Source organism: Segatella copri, assembly GCF_024330485.1.
Taxonomy (GTDB): Bacteria; Bacteroidota; Bacteroidia; order Bacteroidales; family Bacteroidaceae; genus Prevotella; species Prevotella copri_L.
Map to the genome: position 1 here is coordinate 14,135 of NZ_JANDWX010000023.1, position 18,781 is coordinate 32,915.

General features: G+C 43.9%; 16 protein-coding genes. 2 read left to right on the top strand and 14 right to left on the bottom strand.

All coding sequences use genetic code 11. From position 1 onward, the window contains the following. The first annotated feature begins 1 nt into the window (after position 1). Positions 2-910 (top strand): hypothetical protein, encoded by a 909-nt coding sequence (locus NNC77_RS11885; protein ID WP_144154070.1) that lies wholly within the window; start codon positions 2-4, stop codon positions 908-910. Positions 911-1,128: 218 nt separating this feature from the next. After that, complete coding sequence (locus NNC77_RS11890) at positions 1,129-1,443, top strand: hypothetical protein (protein WP_254971134.1); 315 nt, start codon at positions 1,129-1,131, stop codon at positions 1,441-1,443. Positions 1,444-2,076: 633 nt separating this feature from the next. On the opposite strand, the gene NNC77_RS11895 is transcribed toward NNC77_RS11890, so the two are convergent. The 14 genes from NNC77_RS11895 to argS all read right to left on the bottom strand — a co-directional run bounded on the left by NNC77_RS11895 (position 2,077) and on the right by argS (position 18,545). Next, positions 2,077-3,417, bottom strand: coding sequence for an MFS transporter (locus NNC77_RS11895; protein WP_117727346.1), 1,341 nt, complete (start codon positions 3,415-3,417; stop codon positions 2,077-2,079). 14 nt (positions 3,418-3,431) lie between these two features. Next, positions 3,432-4,331, bottom strand: a complete 900-nt coding sequence (locus NNC77_RS11900) for a glycerophosphodiester phosphodiesterase family protein (RefSeq protein ID WP_411197472.1) — start codon at positions 4,329-4,331, stop codon at positions 3,432-3,434. A 21-nt stretch (positions 4,332-4,352) separates the two neighbouring features. Further along, entirely contained in the window at positions 4,353-5,252 is a 900-nt protein-coding gene (locus tag NNC77_RS11905; RefSeq protein WP_254971132.1) for a glycerophosphodiester phosphodiesterase family protein, read from the bottom strand. A gap of 1 nt (position 5,253) precedes the next feature. Continuing rightward, a complete protein-coding gene (locus NNC77_RS11910; protein WP_437183289.1) occupies positions 5,254-6,303 on the bottom strand; it encodes a hypothetical protein in 1,050 nt (349 codons plus the stop codon). 13 nt (positions 6,304-6,316) lie between these two features. Then, positions 6,317-7,777, bottom strand: a complete 1,461-nt coding sequence (locus NNC77_RS11915) for an outer membrane protein assembly factor BamB family protein (RefSeq protein ID WP_254971130.1) — start codon at positions 7,775-7,777, stop codon at positions 6,317-6,319. 14 nt (positions 7,778-7,791) lie between these two features. Further along, positions 7,792-9,189: a RagB/SusD family nutrient uptake outer membrane protein gene (locus tag NNC77_RS11920; protein ID WP_217314083.1), complete on the bottom strand. Its 1,398-nt coding sequence runs from the start codon at positions 9,187-9,189 to the stop codon at positions 7,792-7,794. Positions 9,190-9,202: 13 nt separating this feature from the next. Continuing rightward, positions 9,203-12,601, bottom strand: coding sequence for a TonB-dependent receptor (locus NNC77_RS11925; protein WP_437183288.1), 3,399 nt, complete (start codon positions 12,599-12,601; stop codon positions 9,203-9,205). Positions 12,602-12,925: 324 nt separating this feature from the next. Further along, positions 12,926-13,237 (bottom strand): helix-turn-helix domain-containing protein, encoded by a 312-nt coding sequence (locus NNC77_RS11930; protein WP_117727342.1) that lies wholly within the window; start codon positions 13,235-13,237, stop codon positions 12,926-12,928. A 2-nt stretch (positions 13,238-13,239) separates the two neighbouring features. Continuing rightward, a complete protein-coding gene (locus NNC77_RS11935) occupies positions 13,240-13,578 on the bottom strand; it encodes a type II toxin-antitoxin system RelE/ParE family toxin (protein ID WP_117727341.1) in 339 nt (112 codons plus the stop codon). A 73-nt stretch (positions 13,579-13,651) separates the two neighbouring features. Next, positions 13,652-14,254 carry an HAD family hydrolase gene (locus tag NNC77_RS11940; RefSeq protein WP_117727340.1) on the bottom strand — a complete coding sequence of 201 codons (603 nt, stop codon included), beginning with the start codon at positions 14,252-14,254 and terminating at the stop codon, positions 13,652-13,654. 120 nt (positions 14,255-14,374) lie between these two features. Next, the gene (locus NNC77_RS11945) at positions 14,375-15,385 is read right to left on the bottom strand and encodes a FecR family protein (protein WP_254971127.1); all 1,011 of its coding nucleotides are present in this window, start codon (positions 15,383-15,385) and stop codon (positions 14,375-14,377) included. Positions 15,386-15,426: 41 nt separating this feature from the next. After that, positions 15,427-15,984: an RNA polymerase sigma-70 factor gene (locus NNC77_RS11950; RefSeq protein ID WP_217314086.1), complete on the bottom strand. Its 558-nt coding sequence runs from the start codon at positions 15,982-15,984 to the stop codon at positions 15,427-15,429. A gap of 112 nt (positions 15,985-16,096) precedes the next feature. Continuing rightward, positions 16,097-16,570 (bottom strand): RNase H family protein, encoded by a 474-nt coding sequence (locus NNC77_RS11955; protein WP_437183287.1) that lies wholly within the window; start codon positions 16,568-16,570, stop codon positions 16,097-16,099. 154 nt (positions 16,571-16,724) lie between these two features. After that, the gene (argS, locus tag NNC77_RS11960; RefSeq protein WP_254971125.1) at positions 16,725-18,545 is read right to left on the bottom strand and encodes an arginine--tRNA ligase; all 1,821 of its coding nucleotides are present in this window, start codon (positions 18,543-18,545) and stop codon (positions 16,725-16,727) included. Positions 18,546-18,781 lie beyond the last annotated feature (236 nt).

Sequence of the window (18,781 nt, forward strand, 5' to 3'; positions counted from 1 at the left end):
TATGAAAACAACTTTTAAATTAGCATTTGTGGCTTGCCTGATGATGCTCTCTTCGGCTTGCCATGCTCAGGAGCCTATACCGGCTATCGACCAGGCTTTTGATGTATTCGCACAGGATTTGTTGAAAGGCGACTTTGTTACTTCTTCCTCTATGAATACCTATAATATTGGTATGATGAAGGGATTTGAGTTCGCTATTCCTGAGAGAAAGCAGAAAATGGTTGATACCTTTCAAAAGGCTTTATTGAGCAATAGTCGCCTCGCTTATATTAGTTTTACCAAGAAAGCGGGCTCTCTCAGTCTTGAAACGAATCGGGTGGGGTATGGCAAGGATAATTCCATGACTTACGAGTTTGGTACTCACAAAGACCGCAACTATAACCTGCAGTATTTCCGCGACAGCAAGGATTCTACCATGCGATATGTTTATGCCTTGGTATGGTATCAGGGAATGGATCGTTCGGTAAAGGGCAGTGTATATAAGTTCTACTCCAAGGATCCGCAAACCTATAAGAAGCCATTATCTTATAAGATGAATGCTGTTCAAGGTTTGGATTCTCTTGTTTCTCTGGGCAACATCAGGTATAACAAAAATCTGGTTCGCAGTTATGGATTGGATATGACTCCTCCAAAGGATGCGGCAGAGTTTATAATGCAACTCAACACGCTCCGTGCTGCCTTTAAGAATGCCAGAGACCAATACCCTTATTGGGGAAATCAGGTGACTCGGCGTACCCTCCAGACGGGCATTGCCAACAAAATAGTCAAGCTTTGTAAGGGATACGGCAAGTTGCTGAATGCTGACGAGAAGAAATTCTGCGCCTCTTCGCTGAATAAGATGAAGAAGGATACAGACGATGAATATCTGCAGAGTCTTCTGGAACTGACTGCCAATTCTTTGAGAAAGTAGTAAGTTTTGGAGGTATAAACAGAGGAAAAAGTGAAATTCTCTCTCTTAAAATACCGCTTAAAGCGATATTTGCTCTAAAATTATCATTTTCTAGACTTCGGTCTTGTTATAATTTCGTAACTTTGTACGCAAAAAGTAAACGATATGACTAAGAAATTGATAATGATATTAGGCTTGGTGCTTTCATCCATGTTGATGAAAGCCCAGGCTTTTTTTTTGTGCCTTTCCCGAAGGCTGGCGACAAGTATTGGCAGAAGCAGGTGCCCGTAGCGATGCGCAACGACTATATCCAGTTGGGCAATCTCTATCAGAAGAAGAAGCTGGAGAATATGGGCAGATTCATCACCACGATGTATATCAACGACCTTACCTTCGTGAATTTCTCGGATGCCCAGGCTCAGAATGCTCCGAATATCAACATCCTCTTTCCTTATGGAGCCTATCTCCAGAATGAGCAGATGATGCAGCTGGAGGTATACGTGGCAAAGAAATATCTGTATATGCAGAAGCCTTCTGAGCTTTACCGGAAATAGCCAACTGGCAAAATATAAATAGCCAACTAGCAAACTGCAAACAGCCGACTAGCGCATGAGTGGCTAGTCGGCTGTTTTACTGGAACAGTTATCGAAAACTCCTTTATTTTGTTTTCGTATAGGCATCCTGCCAAATACTCTTCACTCTTCACCAAAAGCTCCGAATCCCCTGTGTTTATCGGCATTTCGAAGGGTGAAGAGTATTCGGGCACTCTTCACCTACTCTTCACCACTCTTCACCCACTCATGCGCATAAACAGATGCGCAAGACCGCAATGCGTAAACAGAAGCGCAAGACCGCAAGGCATAAACAGAAGCGCAAGACCGCAAGGCGTTCCTGCGGATTTGCAATCCGCAGACAAAGAAGGCTCGACCACTTTAAAGCGGATTTGTAATCCGCCTCAAGCGAGTTTGCGTATCTTGCATCGGTCCTTTTAGCGGATTGCAAATCCGCAATAGTTACCCATTCGATGGCGGATTACAAATCCGCCAAAACAGAGTGGGTGAAGAGTGGTGAAGAGTGGGTGAAGAGATAAAAACAACTCTTCACCCCTCAGAATGCCGATAAACACAGGGGTTTCCGGCCGAAAGGTGAAGAGTGAAGAGTATTTTGATGATAGCTTCGTTTATTTCTTAAACTGTCTTTGGTTTCGCCTTCCAGACGATGCAAGTCATTAAGACTGACATCAGGGCTGCACCAATCCAGAAATAATTGATGTAGGTAAAGTCGTAAGTCTCTACGCCATTTACCAGATGCTTGTTGCCCTCGATGAGCAGACCGCTCATGATATCCTGGATGCCGGCACCCACATAACTCGCTACGCCGACAACGCCAAGAGCAGCACCCGATGCATTCTTAGGCGCAATATCTACCGCCATCAAACCACCGAGGAAGCAAAGTAACACGCCGATGCTCAAACCGAACAGTACCATCGCCGTAGCATCAACCCAGAGATGATGGCCCGGAATCAGCAGGAACAGACAGAGCGCCAACGCATTCAGCAAGCCGAAGATAACAGCTGGCAGATAACGGTTGCCCTTGAAAATCTTATCCGATACCAGACCGGATGATACGGTTCCCACAATACCCAGGATAGAGTTGATAGAGATGATGAAGCTGGCATCAATCGTAGTATATCCCTTCTCGTTCTCAAGATAGAAGATACCCCAGCTGTTAACAGCATAGCGGCTGATATACATGAAAGCACTACTCAAGGCCAGAATCCAGATGAGTGGATTCTTCAAAACCGCACTCTGTGCCTTATTGTAAGATTCCGTATCCTGCTTCTTTTCCTCTACCTTGATACCCGGCAGGGTAACACCCTTGCTGGCAGGCGTATCGTGGAAGAAAGTAAGGAGCAGGACAACGCCCGCCAAACCTACTATCGCAGCTCCGATAAAACCATATTGCCATCCGAAGGCGCTCACGATGGAAGCTACAAAGATGAAGGTCATCGCCTCGCCAATATTATGGCTCGCACTCCAGAATCCGTAGAACGTTCCTCGGTTCTTATCGTTAAACCAGCGGGAGAGACCTACTACGCAAGAGGCAGCTCCCATCGACTGGAACCATCCGCTCAATCCCCACAAAACTGCAAAGAGAATGAAGGAATTGGTAAAGCCCAAAGCCAGATTTACCAAGGCTGTAACGAGCAGACCGGTAGACATCAGTCGCTTGATGTTGCTTCGGTCAGCAAGGAAACCGTTGGTAAACTTACCGATAGCGTAAGTGAAGAACAAGACAGAGCCGATGATACCGAGCTCAGTTTCAGAGAATACGCCATTATCAACAATCGGTTTTTTGATTACGTTCAGGCTGAGTCGGCACACATAATATGTACCATATCCTATGGTAGCAGAAAGGAAAGTAGCCCATTGCAGACGTTTCAGTTTTCTTTCGTTTTCCTCAGGTGTTGAGGCTTTAGCCGGAATCGGTTCCGAAACCTTATAGAAGTCTATTATTTTCTTAAACATATAATCCTTAGTTGTTATTTATGAAGTTTCTTTGCTCTCAAATAATCGAGAAGCAGGGCAGGGCGATCGGTCTGAATCAGTTTGAATCCCTGTTGGATAAGCCATCCCCAACTTTCATCAGGTTGTTTCAGTTCAACAGCCCTATCATCATCGTGCTCAGCATTTTGTGCAGGCCATAAGGCGTTGACAAATACTTTGATGCCGTTGTCGTTTAGCTTTTTAATCAGTTCAAATACCTTATCGTTTACTTGAGAAAATCTAACTTCAAACGCTAGAGGTTTCTCATTCTGCAAGTAACTGTCGATAATGCTTTCTGCCTCAGGCTTGCATAAGTCTGCCTTAGGCATGAAAATTACTTTGTCTAGAATATCGCCATGCTGTTCCTTAATCGTTTGATAAGGTATCTTTTCCTTGACAACACATTGGTTAGCCGTACCGGTTTCTTCAAGAATCTTTTGAACATCTTCAAAGTATTCGTAGCCCTTGTCAACATTCACCAGAATTTTTCCCTTACAGAGCAACATGGTTTCTCTAAGTGTAGGAATCTTATGACGGGTAAGGCAGCCTGCGCCGTTCTTCAACCTGAGTTCTTTCAGTTCTGCCAGCGTAAAGTCTTCTGGTTTTCCTGTACCATTGGTTGTGCGGTTCAGCGTATTGTCGTGCATCAGGATAAGTTCTCCATCCTTGGTTTTCTTCAAGTCCAGTTCAACCATGTCTACTCCCATGTCTATGCAGTTCTGAAATGCCTGAAGTGAGTTTTCTGGAGCATTACGCCAATCGCCACGATGCGAAACCACCAAGACTGATTGCTTGGCAGGAGCAGATAATTCTGAGAGGATTTCATTTAGGTGCTGTGCATAACTTGCAATAGCAAGCATGCACAACAAACCTAAACTTGTTAACCTTTTGAACATATATGCGAAACCTATTGAATTTTATTTATGAAGTTTCTTGGCTCTCAAGTAATCAAGAAGCAAAGCAGGACGGTCTGTCTGGATAATCTTAGTACCCTGGTCAACAATCCATCCCCAGCTCTCTTCTGGCTGTTTGAGTTCTACGGCGCGATCATCATCATGTCCACCGCAAAGCTCAGGCCAAAGCGTGTTGATGAAAACTCTTGCTCCACTATCACGTACTTTCTTAATCAGGCGGCGAGTGTTGGCATCATCAGTCTTGAATACCAATTCGTAAGCCTTTGGCTTCATGTTCTTGATGTAACCGTCGATTACCTCTTCTGCACCAGGCTTGCCGAGGTTAACTACAGGCATGAAAATCATCTTGTCGAGAACATCACCATGTTCAGCCTTTACCACCTCGTAAGGAAGTTCAGCCTTGATGATGCATTGGTCAACTGTACCAGTCTCTTTCAATACCTTCATGGCATCGTCGAAGTAGTCGTAGCCCTTGTCAACATTCACCATGATTTTGCCTTTGCAGAGTTCCATTACCTCACGGAATGTTGGAATCTGATGGCGGGTCTTGCAGCCTACACCATTCTTCAGGCGGAGCATCTTCAAAGAATCAAGAGTATAATTCTCTGGGAATCCCTTACCATTCATGGTTCGGTCAATCTTCTTGTCGTGCATCAGAACCAGAACGCCGTCCTTTGTCTTCTTCAAGTCCAACTCAACCATATCAACACCCATGTCGATACAGTTTTGGAATGCCTGAATAGAATTTTCAGGAGCATTACGCCAGTCTCCACGATGAGAAACGACTATAACATTTTCTTTTGCTGGCTTGTTGAAATTCTTAAGAATCTCTTTCAGATTGCTTTGTGCAAAGCTCACCGAAGTGAGCATGCACAACAAAGATAAAATATAAATCTTCTTCATTTTAATTCAATTTACCGTCTTTCCAAACTAACTTTTCTCCCCAGAAAGGAACAACAGAGTTCTCGCAGTTAAGCTTGCTGGCTCTTTCTAAGGCAGAATTCAAACTCCATCTAGATTCTTCCTCGCTTTCGTGAGAAAGTTCCAGAATGTGTGAGAGCAATACATAGTCAGGTTTTGTCTGACCGGCACCAGTACCGATAATGTTGTTCTCGGTAAGCGCATTAGGTGCGTAGCGAGGAATCAAAACATTAACGTGTGGCAGAATATTGGTATACTGAGCAGCCTTGAAGTTTGAGTCGCCAGTATGGAGCATTGTGAAGTTGCCACTATCATCGCCACATTCAAAAGTAAATACAGAAACGAAGTTTGATAAGCCCGAGTTGTTATGGTCTGTAATAGACACATGAATCTTGATGTTATTAAACTGGTAATCGGTATTTTTCTTAGAAGTATAGCCACCCTTTATCCAGTTAGAATAAACAGGCTTTCCTGCATTCAGCATCGCGTTGATGAGAGCTGTGTTGTAGTGATCTTGGTGTTTGTGAGTAACACAGAGGAAATCCAGGTAAGGCTCCAGTTTCTCTGCCCAGCGATGGTTGATGTCAATACCAAAGCAAGTGGTAGGAGTCTTTACGATGTAACCCATATTGTAGAGCTGCCAGATGCATGTAGTACCATTCTCAACGGTAGTCGTCTTGATGGCATTAATTACATGATCCAGAGACAAACGGTAGAACGCCAGCATAGGGTCGTACTTTTCTCTCATTTCAGCAGACTGGTCCAAAGAAGCAATATAGCTTTCAAAGAAATCAGAAGTGCAGTCGTCTGCCATCTTCTGTATCTTCTTTAGAACTTCAGATCTTTCCGCATTGAGAGGTTGCTGCTGTAATGGAGTAGTAGCCCACAAAGCTTCAGCCACCTCTTTTGCAGTCTTCATGTCGGTAGTTTCACCTATTTCGACAGGCTGCGCATAAGTCATTCCATCTTCGTCACTTCCACAAGAGCAGAGGGCGCAAGCGAATAATGCGATGAATAAATATATCTTTTTCATACTGATTCAAATATTAATATTGGTTTGTACCATGAATATTACCACCTCTACAGCTCCATGTAGATTTCTCTGGGCCGGCAAAGATCTTAATAGCAGCAACATTACCGCCGATATAAGAAACATAGAGCATCTGGTTCTCGCCGATAGTCATACCAGACATAATCTTGGCATTATTATCTGTACCTTCTGAGTCCATGTGCCAAAGTTCCTCGCCATTTGCGCTGTTTACTGCGTAGATGCGACCGGCGCCGCTACCGAAATAAACAGTTCCCTTATCGTCGAGAACAGGAAAGCAATAAGTAGGAGCTGCATCAATAGTAAACTTCCACTTCAACTGTCCAGCCTTATCTACAGAGTAGAGAGCCTTGCCACCCTTGTCTGTAAAGTAGATATTGCCGCTCTTGTCAACAATAGGAGCATAGATATCACCCGCAGTTTCAACATTCCACTTGGTAGAACCATCTGCTGTGTTCAAAGCCAGCAAACCTGCACCACCAATCTGGGCAGCATAAAGAGTTTCGCCGTCCAAAGCGAAAGAACCGATTTCGGTTACCTTACCGGCTACCTTCCAAAGTTGAGTGCCATCGGCCTTGAAACCATAAATAGTAGTACGTGTACCTACATAGATATTGCCTGTCTTGTCTATAGCTACAGCTCCAGCCTTGTTCTTTGTACCAGCCAGTTTAACAGACCAGTTCTTAACACCTGTAGCTGTATTGATAGAATGGAGAACGTTGTCGCCATCAAGGATATAAACTGTCTGTCCGTCAGCAGTTACAGCAGGGAAACAGTCCAGATTCTTGTTGGCAGCTCCTGTAGCGTATGTCCACTTCTGTGTTCCATCGCTATTGATAGCATACAAGGTTGCGTTGCGAGCACCTTGATACAAAGTACCGTCTTTGCCTACTGCTACACCACCACCATAAGTAGTCTTAGGGATGGAAGCGGTCCATTTCACAGTACCAGTCATCGCATCAAAAGCAGTAACATCACCCGTAGCACCTGCAGAAGGCAAGTAGAATGTATTTCCGTCTAAAGAGAATACTGCATTTGCAGTCTTCACCATACCACCGTTAGGCATATCTGTAGACCAAACCTTGAAAGGCTCTGTATCAGAAACAGGTCTTGCCTTTGTTGTTGAAATCATAGAACGCTGGTTGCCATAGATGGCCTGGATGGTGATGGTATAAGTAACCTTGTTAACCAAACCTGTTATAGTATATGAAGTAGTCTTTGCATCCAACTCTACAGAACCACCTTCGTATGTAGCAACTTCCGGTGTCCAATTGACCAAATAACCTGTTGGGTTGGCTCCCTGCATAGGAGCCCATTCCAACAATACCTTCTCATCTTGTGCCGTAGCGTTCAAAGTACCTACCTGGCAAATGTCCCAACTTGCTTTTGGAAGATCATCGCTACAAGAACCGAGAATAAAAACTGTCACTAAAGACAGCAAATATATAATCTTTTTCATGTCTTAACCGTTTATTAATTGTTGTCATATCCAGGGTTCTGCCAGAGGATAGACTTGTCGCCTACCTTTTCAATCTCCTGCTGAGGAATAGGGAAGAGTAATTGATAATCCTTGATTTCAACACCATTCTCAGCCATCACGCTCTTTGCAAATCCCATTCTTACCAAGTCGAACCAGCGCTGGCCCTCATAAGGGAATTCTCTCTGGCGTTCAACCAAGATGCCCTTGCGGAACTTCTCCTGTGTAGGCAACTGTTTTACAGTCAGATTAGAAATGCCAGCTCTCTGTCTTACGGCGTTGAGATACTTCAGGGCAAGTGAACCCTCAGATGCATCATACTGAATCTCGTTGAGCGCTTCTGCATACATCAGAAGAACATCTGCGTAGCGAAGAAGGATCTGATCATTACCTACAGTCTTGAAGGTAGGGCTCTTTGTATCATAGAATTTATTCATCAAACGAACGTTTTTCTCAACCTGTACGTATGTTATGAGGTCTTTGCGATCATCACCTGTAGGGAATGTGTTGAGCAGAGAACTTGTCTGGTTGGTATCATCAGATGCGTTGGTGAGATTGTACCAGTAACTATGTCCTTCTCCCTCTATTTCCTTGTTGAAATGTACAGCGAAGATAATCTCATTATTATTCTTGTTATCCACATCGAAGACTTGGGCGATAGGGCTTACCAACTGATATTTTCCGATTAACTGAGAAAGAATGTCTTTAGCCTCAGTCCATTTGTGGAAAGTAAGATATACCTTACCGAGCAAGGCCTTGGCAGCACCAGAGGTAGCTCTACCCATATCTGCAGAAGAGTAAGTTTCTGGAAGATAGTTGTTGTCAACAATCTCCTTCAAATCTCCGGCAATCAAATCGAACATCTGCTCATCAGAATATCTCGCAACTTTCAGAGCCTCCGCAGCACTTACTACATGCTTGGTAGCAGGAACGCCACCCCAAATGCGGTACATGTTAAAATAGTTCAAAGCTCTGATAAACATCGCTTCGCCCTTATACTGCTTCTTCAGGTTTTCTGCAAAGTTTGCACCATCAATCTGGTCGAGTAAGAGATTACAACGATAAACGTTGTTGTTGAAGTTCGCCCAGTAAGAACTGAGGATTCCATTAGATGGTTTCTCTGTGAAATGGTCGATATCGTAACGGTCCTGGGTACCTGCTGTTGGGGCGCCCAAAGAAAGATTGTCACTACGATACTCGCAGCATTCTGTATAGAAATTCACCTGTGACTGCAATTTTGCGTAGCAGCCGATAACTGCTACATTATAATCGCTCGCAGTCTTATATACTTTGTCAATGGTTACGCTGCTTGCTGGCTCCAAATCGAAGAAGCTGTCTCCGCAAGAGGTCATGAGCAGAGTTGCCAATGATGCTAATACTAATATCTTTTTCATGTCGCTATATTCTTTATAATGTGAGATTCAAACCAAACATATATGTTCTTGCCAAAGGATAAGTACCATAGTCCTCACCTGGAGTCAGGTTCTTGGAAGGACGGGCATTTACCTCTGGGTTGTAGCCGCTGTAGTTGGTAATAGTGAAGAGGTTCTGTCCAGAAACATAAACTCTCATCTTCTCAACCTTAAACTTCTGAGTAAGTGCACGAGGCAAAGTATAACCTAATGACAGGTTCTGGAGACGGAGGTATGAACCGCTCTCCAAGTGCCAGGTAGAAGTACGGCTGTTGTAACCTGTCTGCTTACGGTTTGCCTTATTTACCGAACCGCTGCCTGGATTCTCAGGACTCTTCCAACGGTCGAGAGCAATCTTGGTACCATTGGTGTTACCCTCCATATTGTCGAGGTAGCGCTTGTTCAAGTTCAGAATCTTGTTGCCATATACACCCTGGAAGTTGAAGTCCATATCGAAACCTGCATACCAGAGCTTACCGCCGAAGCCGTATGTGAACTTAGGCATGTAGTTGCCGCAGATTGTACGGTCTTTATCCAAATCCAACTTGCCGTCTCCGTCAACATCAACGAATCTGAAGTCACCTACTTCTGTGTTGTCGAAGTGAGGATACTTTTTCAAGTCTTCTTCTGTAGCAAAGATGCCGTCCTGTACCAAGAGGTAATAGTTACCGATAGGCTTTCCTACCTCTGTAATATAATATGCGTGTCCTACACTACCCGAAGAAATGATAGGCGCATTACCAGGACCTAACTCTTTCACTTCATTGGTATTCTTGGCATAGTTGGCATTAAATGAATAGCCGAAGCCATTAGCAAATGTATGCTGTGATGTCAAAGCTAATTCCCAACCGCGGTTGTTTACCTTACCCAGATTCTGAAGTGAGGTGCTGTAACCTGTCAACAGAGGTACTGGTACATAAAGCAACATGTTTGAAGTGTTGGTATTGTAATAGTCTACAGAGAATCCAATGTAGCCGTCAAACATCTGAAGGTCGATACCGGCGTTGATCATCTGGTTCTTCTCCCAGCTCAGGTCGTCGCGCTTGATGTTGTCTGGTTTATAACCATAATGCAACAAACCTCCATTGGTACCTAAGATGTAATTGTCTGTTGACATGGTTGCCAAATGGTCGTAGTTACCAATCTCAAAGTTACCGGTTACACCATAGCTGGCACGAATCTTCATATCATTAACGAAAGACAACTCCTTTATATTCTTGAAGAACTTTTCGTCGCTGATGCGCCAAGCTGCTGAGGCTGATGGGAAGTAACCCCAACGGTTGTTCTTACCGAAACGTGAAGATCCATCAGCACGGATGGCTGCAGAAAGCATGTAGCGTCCTTCGTAGTTGTACTGAACACGAGCCAGGTAAGAAGCAATAGACCATTGTGTCTTGTCAGAACCACCCTTGGTTACAGTACCGCCATTTACGGTCTGGATGTAATCATTAGGGTAATCGGTTGCTGTTACGTTGTCGGTCTTCTTGGTTTCTTTCTGAGCAGACTGTACAAGTATGGCTGTAATGTTGTGCTTCTTATTGATTGTTGTTGTGTAAGTCAACTGGTTTTCAACCAACCAGTTGAAGAAGAAACTGGAAGAGCTGTAACCTGTTGGGTTTGAAGGAGAATCATAGTAGTCCTTTCCCTTCAAAGGCAAACCTGACTGGCGATATTTATCATTATGAGCACCATAATAATCACCACCCAAAGACAACTTGTAGGAAAGTCCCTTCATCAGTTCCAATTCTGCATAAGCCTTACCTGTAATAGACATGCGGTCGGTAACATTAGACTGCAAGCGAGCCATCGCAACAGGGTTCATCACCTCGTTGTGCTCATAGTCTGTACCAATTCGCCAATATCCATTACCCTGGAAGTTATATGAACCGTCTGCGTTGTATACAGGGAAGGTTGGAGGCATCATCAAAGCAGATTGAACGATACCACCTGCACCAGATGCATCTACTGTATTAGAAACAGAATAAGAAGGAGCGAAGTTAACACCGAACTTCAAGCGCTTGTGCTGACCTGAGAGATTCATGCGGGCACCAAACTTCTCGAAGTCAGAACCGATAATAGTACCTTCCTTCTTCATATAGTTGCCTGATACGAAATAGTTGACGCTGTTAGACTTACCTGAAAGTGAAATGTTGTGTCCGGTAGTCATCGCTGTGCGGAAGATAGCATCCTGCCAGTCTGTATCTGTCAAGCCCTTAACACCCTCCAGATATGGGAACAAATCGGTTGCAATCTGCATGTAACCTTTAGGGCGTACGCTGTTAGGGTCACTTGCAGATGCACCAGGAACTTTAGAAAGATATGCGTTGTTACGTGCATCCTTTACGAATTCTGCATATTCGTAAGCGTTCATCATATCGAGTTTCTTTGATACGTTCTGTACACCTACGTAACCATCGTAAGAAACAGAGAGCTTGTCAGAGGTACCCTTCTTGGTTGTAACGAGAACTACACCATTAGAACCACGGCTACCATAGATAGCTGCTGCAGAAGCATCCTTCAAAACTTCAACAGACTCAATATCGTTGGTGTTCAGGTTGGCAAAACCACGCTCCATAGGAACACCATCTACTACATAGAGAGGGTCGCTACCGGCGTTGACGGTACTTACACCACGAACGCGAATGCTTACGCTACCCTCTGGGTCTCCGCTAGGTACAGTTACCTGTACACCAGGCATCTTACCTGCCAAGGCCTGACGGAAGTCGGTAGAAGGATTGTTGGCAAGAGCCTCTGCCTTGACAGAAGACACAGCAGTAGATACGTCGCGCTTCTTCTGCACGCCATAACCTACAACCACAACTTCTTCCAATACCTTATTATCATCTGCCAGGTTTACATTGATTACTTCGCGACCATTCACCTTGATGTCCTGGTCCTTGCAGCCAATGTATGATACTGCCAACATACCGTCGGCAGGAATCTCGATGGTATAGTTGCCGTCAAAATCGGTTACAACACCATTGGTGGTGGTACCCTTCTCCATGACGGTAGCGCCGATAACTGGCTCGCCAGTTTCGTCTTTCACTACACCACGTACCTTGATTTTCTTGCCATGAGCCTGCGATTTAGCTTTTTGCTGAGGCTTGATGACGATGTAGTTGCCTTCCATCTCATAGGTAAAATTAGTACCTTTGAGCAATTGGTTCAACATACCAAAGACATCATCACTTTTCTTGGTTAATGTAACCGAACGGTTAGCATTCAACTGTGAGGAGTTGTAGGCAATCTTGTACTTAGATTCCTTTTCAATCTTCTCAAAAGCTGACTTAAGCGTTACCTTGTTTGAGCTGAAGCTGACGTTCTGAGCCGAAAGGGTCATCTGGCCTGCCAGGAGCAAACAGAAGCATGACGCAGAGATTCTTTTAAGATTCATACTTTATCTTTTTAAGTTAATAATAATTTGCTTGTTACGTCTTGAAGACAACGGAAAAGAGAGTTACACCCAATTACAAAACTGTTAAAATGAAGTTTTTCTGAAAAAAATATCTTGTGTTCGCAAACAATTGTGTTTTTCTTTTTTATTTTCTCACCTATAATATATGATTGACTTTTTTCTTGCAAAGCATCACATATCCAGAACTAATGGTTGCCGAAAGAAAAGCAAGGTAAAGGGCAGAAACTCCCAGTTCAGTATGATTTCCTGAACTGGGAGTTTCTGCCCTTGTCTTCTTTCGAATGAGTATCTTAAATGTAGGATCTAAATTGCATATTGTCCTACTGTCGGAATATTTAGATGAGCCTGTAATCCCATAGCATGAAGTACTCGGGAAATAGTATTGAGTGTAAGGTTCTTGCCATTCTCAATCTTAGATATCTGTCCCTTCTTTACTCCGATAAGATTGCCTAACTGTTCTTGCGTAAGTTTTTTGTTTTTACGAGCCTCCTTAATAGCTTCACCAATTAAGAATGTGTTGATTTCATCCTCAAATTGATCACGATGAGGAGTTCCAATCTTTCCAACATGCTTATCTAGCATTTCTTCTTCACTATAAAATTTCATTTCTTCCATAGTCACTTTCTTTTCATTTTAAAATATAATGCTCTGATTTCCTCTGCTCGCTTTATCTGTTGCTTTGGCGTTTTTTGCACTTTCTTGATAAACCCATGGGTAGCTACGACTAATGAATTAGTTGAAGTGTCCCAAAAAGCAAGCAAACGATATTGGATTCCATCATATTTTGTACGGAATTCCCATATATCAGTTCCTTCCAGTTTTTTAAAGAGTTTAGGATTTAAGACATATTTAGCCTTTCGGATATTTGACAATATCTTATCCTTTGCTTTTTGTGAAAGACTTTCCAAAAAGTCGTCAGCGTCTTTTGAAAACAGAACTTTAAATCTTTCTTTCATTATCTGTCTTATATTTAAAACATGTGCAAATATAAGCAAAAGAATCTATATATGGAAACTTTTGGGAAGGTTATTAACTATTTATAACGATTTTTCTCAATTCCCGCTCGTACTGCGCAGCATCCTCAAAGCAGATGGCCTGCATTCCGAAACGCTGGGCGGCTTCTACATTCTCTATTCTGTCGTCAGCAAAAAGGCATTCTTCCGGTTTCAGATTGTATTTCTGGCAGATTCTTTCGTAAATTGCCCTGTCGGGTTTGATGATTTTCTCTTCTGAAGAAATCACCTGTCCTTCCAGAAGTTGGAAGATGGGATATTGGGCCATCGTTTCGTGAACCTTGGTGCACCAGTTGGAAAGTCCGTAAAGGTGGTAGCCTTCTGCCTTCAACTGGGTTAGTAAGGTGCGCATTCCTTCCTTCTCGCCCCTTACAAATTCGTTAAAGCGCTGGGCTACGGTTGCTATTTCTTCCTTATATTGCGGCATAATCTGCTGCATCTTGCAGAAGGTTTCTTCGAAAGAATCTCCGCGATCCATATTCTCATTCCACTTGCCGTCTATCAGGAGATGATAGAATTCTTCAGCCTGTTCGTGGGTCTTGAAAATCTGGTCAAGCGTTTCAAAGTATTCGTAATCTACGAGTACTTTTCCAAAATCAAAAATCAAATTCTTTATCATGATATTTCCCATTTATGTTATTATTTCTGTTTTCATATCCCGTGCAGAGATACTCTTTTATGAAAAAAGGCGCATCATTTTTACATAATGCGCCTTTTGTTTACCTATTATAATATATGCCTACCTGATGATTACTTCCTCTTTCTTCACTTCATATTCCAGACCAGGAACCAGGTTCTTCAGGACAAACATGGCTCCCGAGAGGGTTTCGCCACGGTTGAAATGAACTGTAACCTTCGTGTTCTGGTGAATCTTTGAACGGAAGGTGAATTTCACTCCGTATGCATTACCCAGAATCTTACCAGCTTCTGCCAGCGTTACATCGTTCAGGTCAATCTCCTTGTTGCGCCAGCTTGTACCATCTTCTTCGGCCGAAACCTTGCGGAGGTTTACAGCCTTGGTCTTTACATTATATACTAACTGGTCGTTAGGTTTCATGCTGTAGACCTTGTCTTCCTGACCTATGATGCGGAGTTCTATCTTGCCGGTTTTGAGTGTGGCAGATACTTCATCTGTATTTGAATAAGATGAAACCGTAAAAGAGGTGCCCAAGTCGGTAATCTCGAAATGAGGAGTGCTGACGTGGAACGGCTGGGCATCATCATGCCTGATGTCGAAGAATGCCTCTCCCGACAGGAAAACCTTGCGTTCTTCTGCTCCCTTGAAAGAGGAAGGATAGAGGAGTACGGAACTCTGGCTGAGTCTTACTTTCGTTCCGTCTGCCAAGGCGATGACTTTGCTCTCTTCGTTGATGGTATGCTCCTGGAGCATGGTTGCCAGTTTTACATCCTTGAGTTGGTTGTTCATCTGGACGTAGAGCTTGCCGAATACAATCAGCATCAGCAGCGGTACGAAGACGGCAGCCAGTTTGGCAAAGTTGAAGATTCGAAGCGATTTTTTCTTTTTTATTTCTCTTGTTTCTTCTGTTTCGAAGAGGCGGTTGTATGCAGCAGAAATTTCTTCTTCTTCCATATAGGCTGAATCAGCCTTGTCCCATAATTCTCTAAATGCCTCGTTCGCCTCTTTATCGTCTTGTGTATTGGAAATCCTATCTAATACTCTTTCTTTTATTTCATCCGGCACATTGTGCCCGCTATAATAATCTATGATATCCCTTATCTTTGTTGCCATAATAAAAACTTCATTTATTTTTAAGACATGTTTCAATGGTGTTACACCCAATGGCAAGGTAACAAAATCATCAAATATAAGGCTTTTTTAATTTCTTTAAGAGCTAGGTTAAGATGATTTTCTACCGTTTTCTTCTGAATACCCAGGCGCTGGGCTATCTCTTCGTTCTTGAGATGCTGCTCGCGGCTCATGCGATAAATCTGCTGGCGTTGTTGCGGCATGCTTTCTACCACCATGTCGATGAGCAGCTGGGTATCCTTTGCCACCACATCGTCATGTGGCGAAGATTCGTTGGCGTATCTGTCTGGCAGACTGTCAATATCTATTGGGATGATGTGCTTGGAGGAAATATAGTTGATGACAGTATATTTTGCCAAAATAAAGAGGTAGGAATCGAAGTCCTGGATATCGGCAAACTTCTCGCGTTTGTTCCATACCTTTAAGAAGATGAGCTGGCTGACGTCATCAGCATCATCTTCGTTTTTCAAGAGCATGGCCACAAAACGGTGTACCTTAGGATAGAACCTGCGGAACATCGTTTCGTATGCTTTCTTGTCTCCTTTCGACATTAATAATATTGTTTCTTTTTCTATTTCCATTCTTGCGATTATGTATGTTTAATACGATAATAGCTGCAAAATTAAACAAAATATCTGAAATTGCAAGCTTTTGCGGGTATTATTTCGGGAAAGGCACATAAAAATGTCCTTTTTATCCCTTTCTTCCGAAATCGGCTGGAATCTCGCCCCATTTCTTCGTCTCCCATTTTATAATAGGTATGTTGATGGGGTGGGTGCGGAGCCAGTTTTCGGCTCGGGCGATGATCTGGTAGAGCTGTTCGGTCTGGGGAGTGCGCTCCAGTTTGGTCTTGCATTGTTTCTTGCTTACCCATAGCTGGGCATTCACGCTGTCGCTATAAATTATCTTGTCGGTAATGCCCTTCTGCTGCATCAGGGCGAGGGCATGGACGATGGCGAGAAACTCGCCGATGTTGTTGGTGCCGTGGATAGGACCATAGTGGAAAACCTGGGCACCGGTCTGAAGGTCGATGCATTGGTATTCCATCGGGCCGGGATTGCCGGAACAGGCGGCATCCACAGCCCAAGCGTTGGCTCTTACCTCGTTGGGCAGAGGCAAAATGGTATCGTTTCTCCATGAAGGAGGATTTACGGGCATTTTATTCATATTTTTTTCTTTTTGGGGTTGGAAAACAAAAAGGATTGGCTAAAACTGAAATGAGCATGCGCCTTGGAGTCGAGCTCCAGGGCCATGCTCATTATGTCAAATAGTCAATATTTTTTTATTTTTAAATTGTAGGTTATTATATCTTATGTATATATTACATTCTTTCTGGAACCTCGATGCCGAGCAGAGACATACCGTTCTTCAGAATCTTAGCCACGTTGGCTGCAAGAACCAGACGGGTAATCTTCTCAGCCTCGCTCTCAGCATTCAGGATGCTGTAGTCGTGATAGAACTGGTTGAACTCCTTGGTCAACTCATAGCAGTAGTTAGCGATACCGCCAGGGTTGTAGTTGTTGCCTGCATCGGCTACAGCTGCAGCAAAGTCGTTCATCTTCTGGATGAGGTCGATCTCCTTCTCGTTGATAGGAGCATCTGCACCCAACTCTGCAGGAATCTCGATGCCCTCGGCAGCTGCCTTACGCATGATGCTGCGGATACGAGCGTAGGTATACTGGATGAATGGACCTGTGTTGCCGTTGAAGTCGATACTCTCTTCTGGGTTGAAGAGCATGTTCTTGCGGGCATCTACCTTGAGGATGAAGTACTTCAACGCTCCGAGACCCACGATGCGTGAAATCTCCTGGCGCTCTTCCTCGCTCATGTCCTTGAACTTGCCGAGCTCATCGCTTGTCTGGCGAGCATCCTTGATCATCTCTGCCATCAGGTCATCAGCATCTACTACGGTTCCCTCGCGGCTCTTCATCTTACCGTTAGGCAACTCTACCATTCCGTAAGAGAAGTGAACCAAGTCCTTGCCCCACTTGAAACCGAGACGGTCGAGCAGGATAGAGAGCACCTGGAAGTGGTAGTTCTGCTCGTTACCTACCACGTAGATCATCTTGTCGATAGGGAAGTCCTTGAAGCGGAGGTCGGCAGTACCGATGTCCTGAGTCATATAAACAGAAGTACCGTCAGAACGGAGCAGGAGCTTTTGGTCGAGACCCTCGTTGGTGAGGTCAGCCCAAACAGAGTTATCATCCTTGCGGAAGAAGAGACCCTTCTCCAATCCTTCTTCTACCTTCTTCTTACCCTCGAGGTAAGTATTTGACTCATAATATATCTTGTCGAAACTTACACCCATCATCTTGTAAGTCTCATCGAAGCCAGCGTAAACCCAGCTGTTCATCTTCTGCCAGAGTGCACGAACCTCAGGGTCGTTGTTTTCCCACTTTACGAGCATCTCGTGAGCCTCCTTAATCAGCGGAGCCTCTACCTTAGCTTTCTCTGTGGCAGCTTCCTCGTCCATGCCATCCTTCATATACTGAGCCTTGAGTTCGGCGATTTCCTCACGATAGTGCTTGTCGAAAGCTACATAGTAGTCGCCGATGAGGTGGTCGCCCTTCTTGCCGGAAGTTTCAGGAGTTTCGCCATTGCCCCACTTGAGCCAGGCGAGCATAGACTTGCAGATGTGGATACCACGGTCGTTAACGATGTTTGTCTTGATTACCTTGTTGCCGTTAGCCTCCATAATCTGAGCCAGAGACCAGCCGAGGAGGTTGTTGCGGACGTGACCGAGGTGGAGAGGCTTGTTGGTGTTAGGAGAAGAGTACTCGATCATGACGAGCGGGCTGTTCTCTGTAACTGGCTTCTCGCCAAACTTAGGGTCAGCGTTGATGGTGTTCAAGAGTCCTACCCAAGCGGCAGGAGCGATAGAAAGGTTGAGGAAACCCTTTACCACGTTGAAGTCTGCGATAACATTAGCGCAGTTTTTCTTCAGGTATTCGCCGATTTCCTGTGCTGTATCCTCAGGCTTTTTCTTTGACATCTTGAGGAATGGGAATACGACGAGGGTAAGGTTACCTTCGAAATTACTCTTGGTCTTTTGCAGGGCTACCATCTTCTCTGGCACGTCCTGACCATAAAGCTCCTTCACCGCTGCGATGACCGAGCTGATGATTTCGTTTTCTATCTTCATTATTTAATATATCTTTTTTACCGGTAAAATTATCTTTTTAAACTGATTGAAGAGGGATTTGCAAGTTCCCTTTCCGTTTATGCGGCTGCAAATTTACAAATAATAATTGAATTGTGAAAGAAAAATTGCACATTCTTTTGTTTTTTGTCGCATTCTTTAGTTTTTTATTGCTTTTGCAACAGAAATGAAGTATTGCGGGGCTGTTGAAGACTGTCTTTAAAGGAAAGAACAGAAAG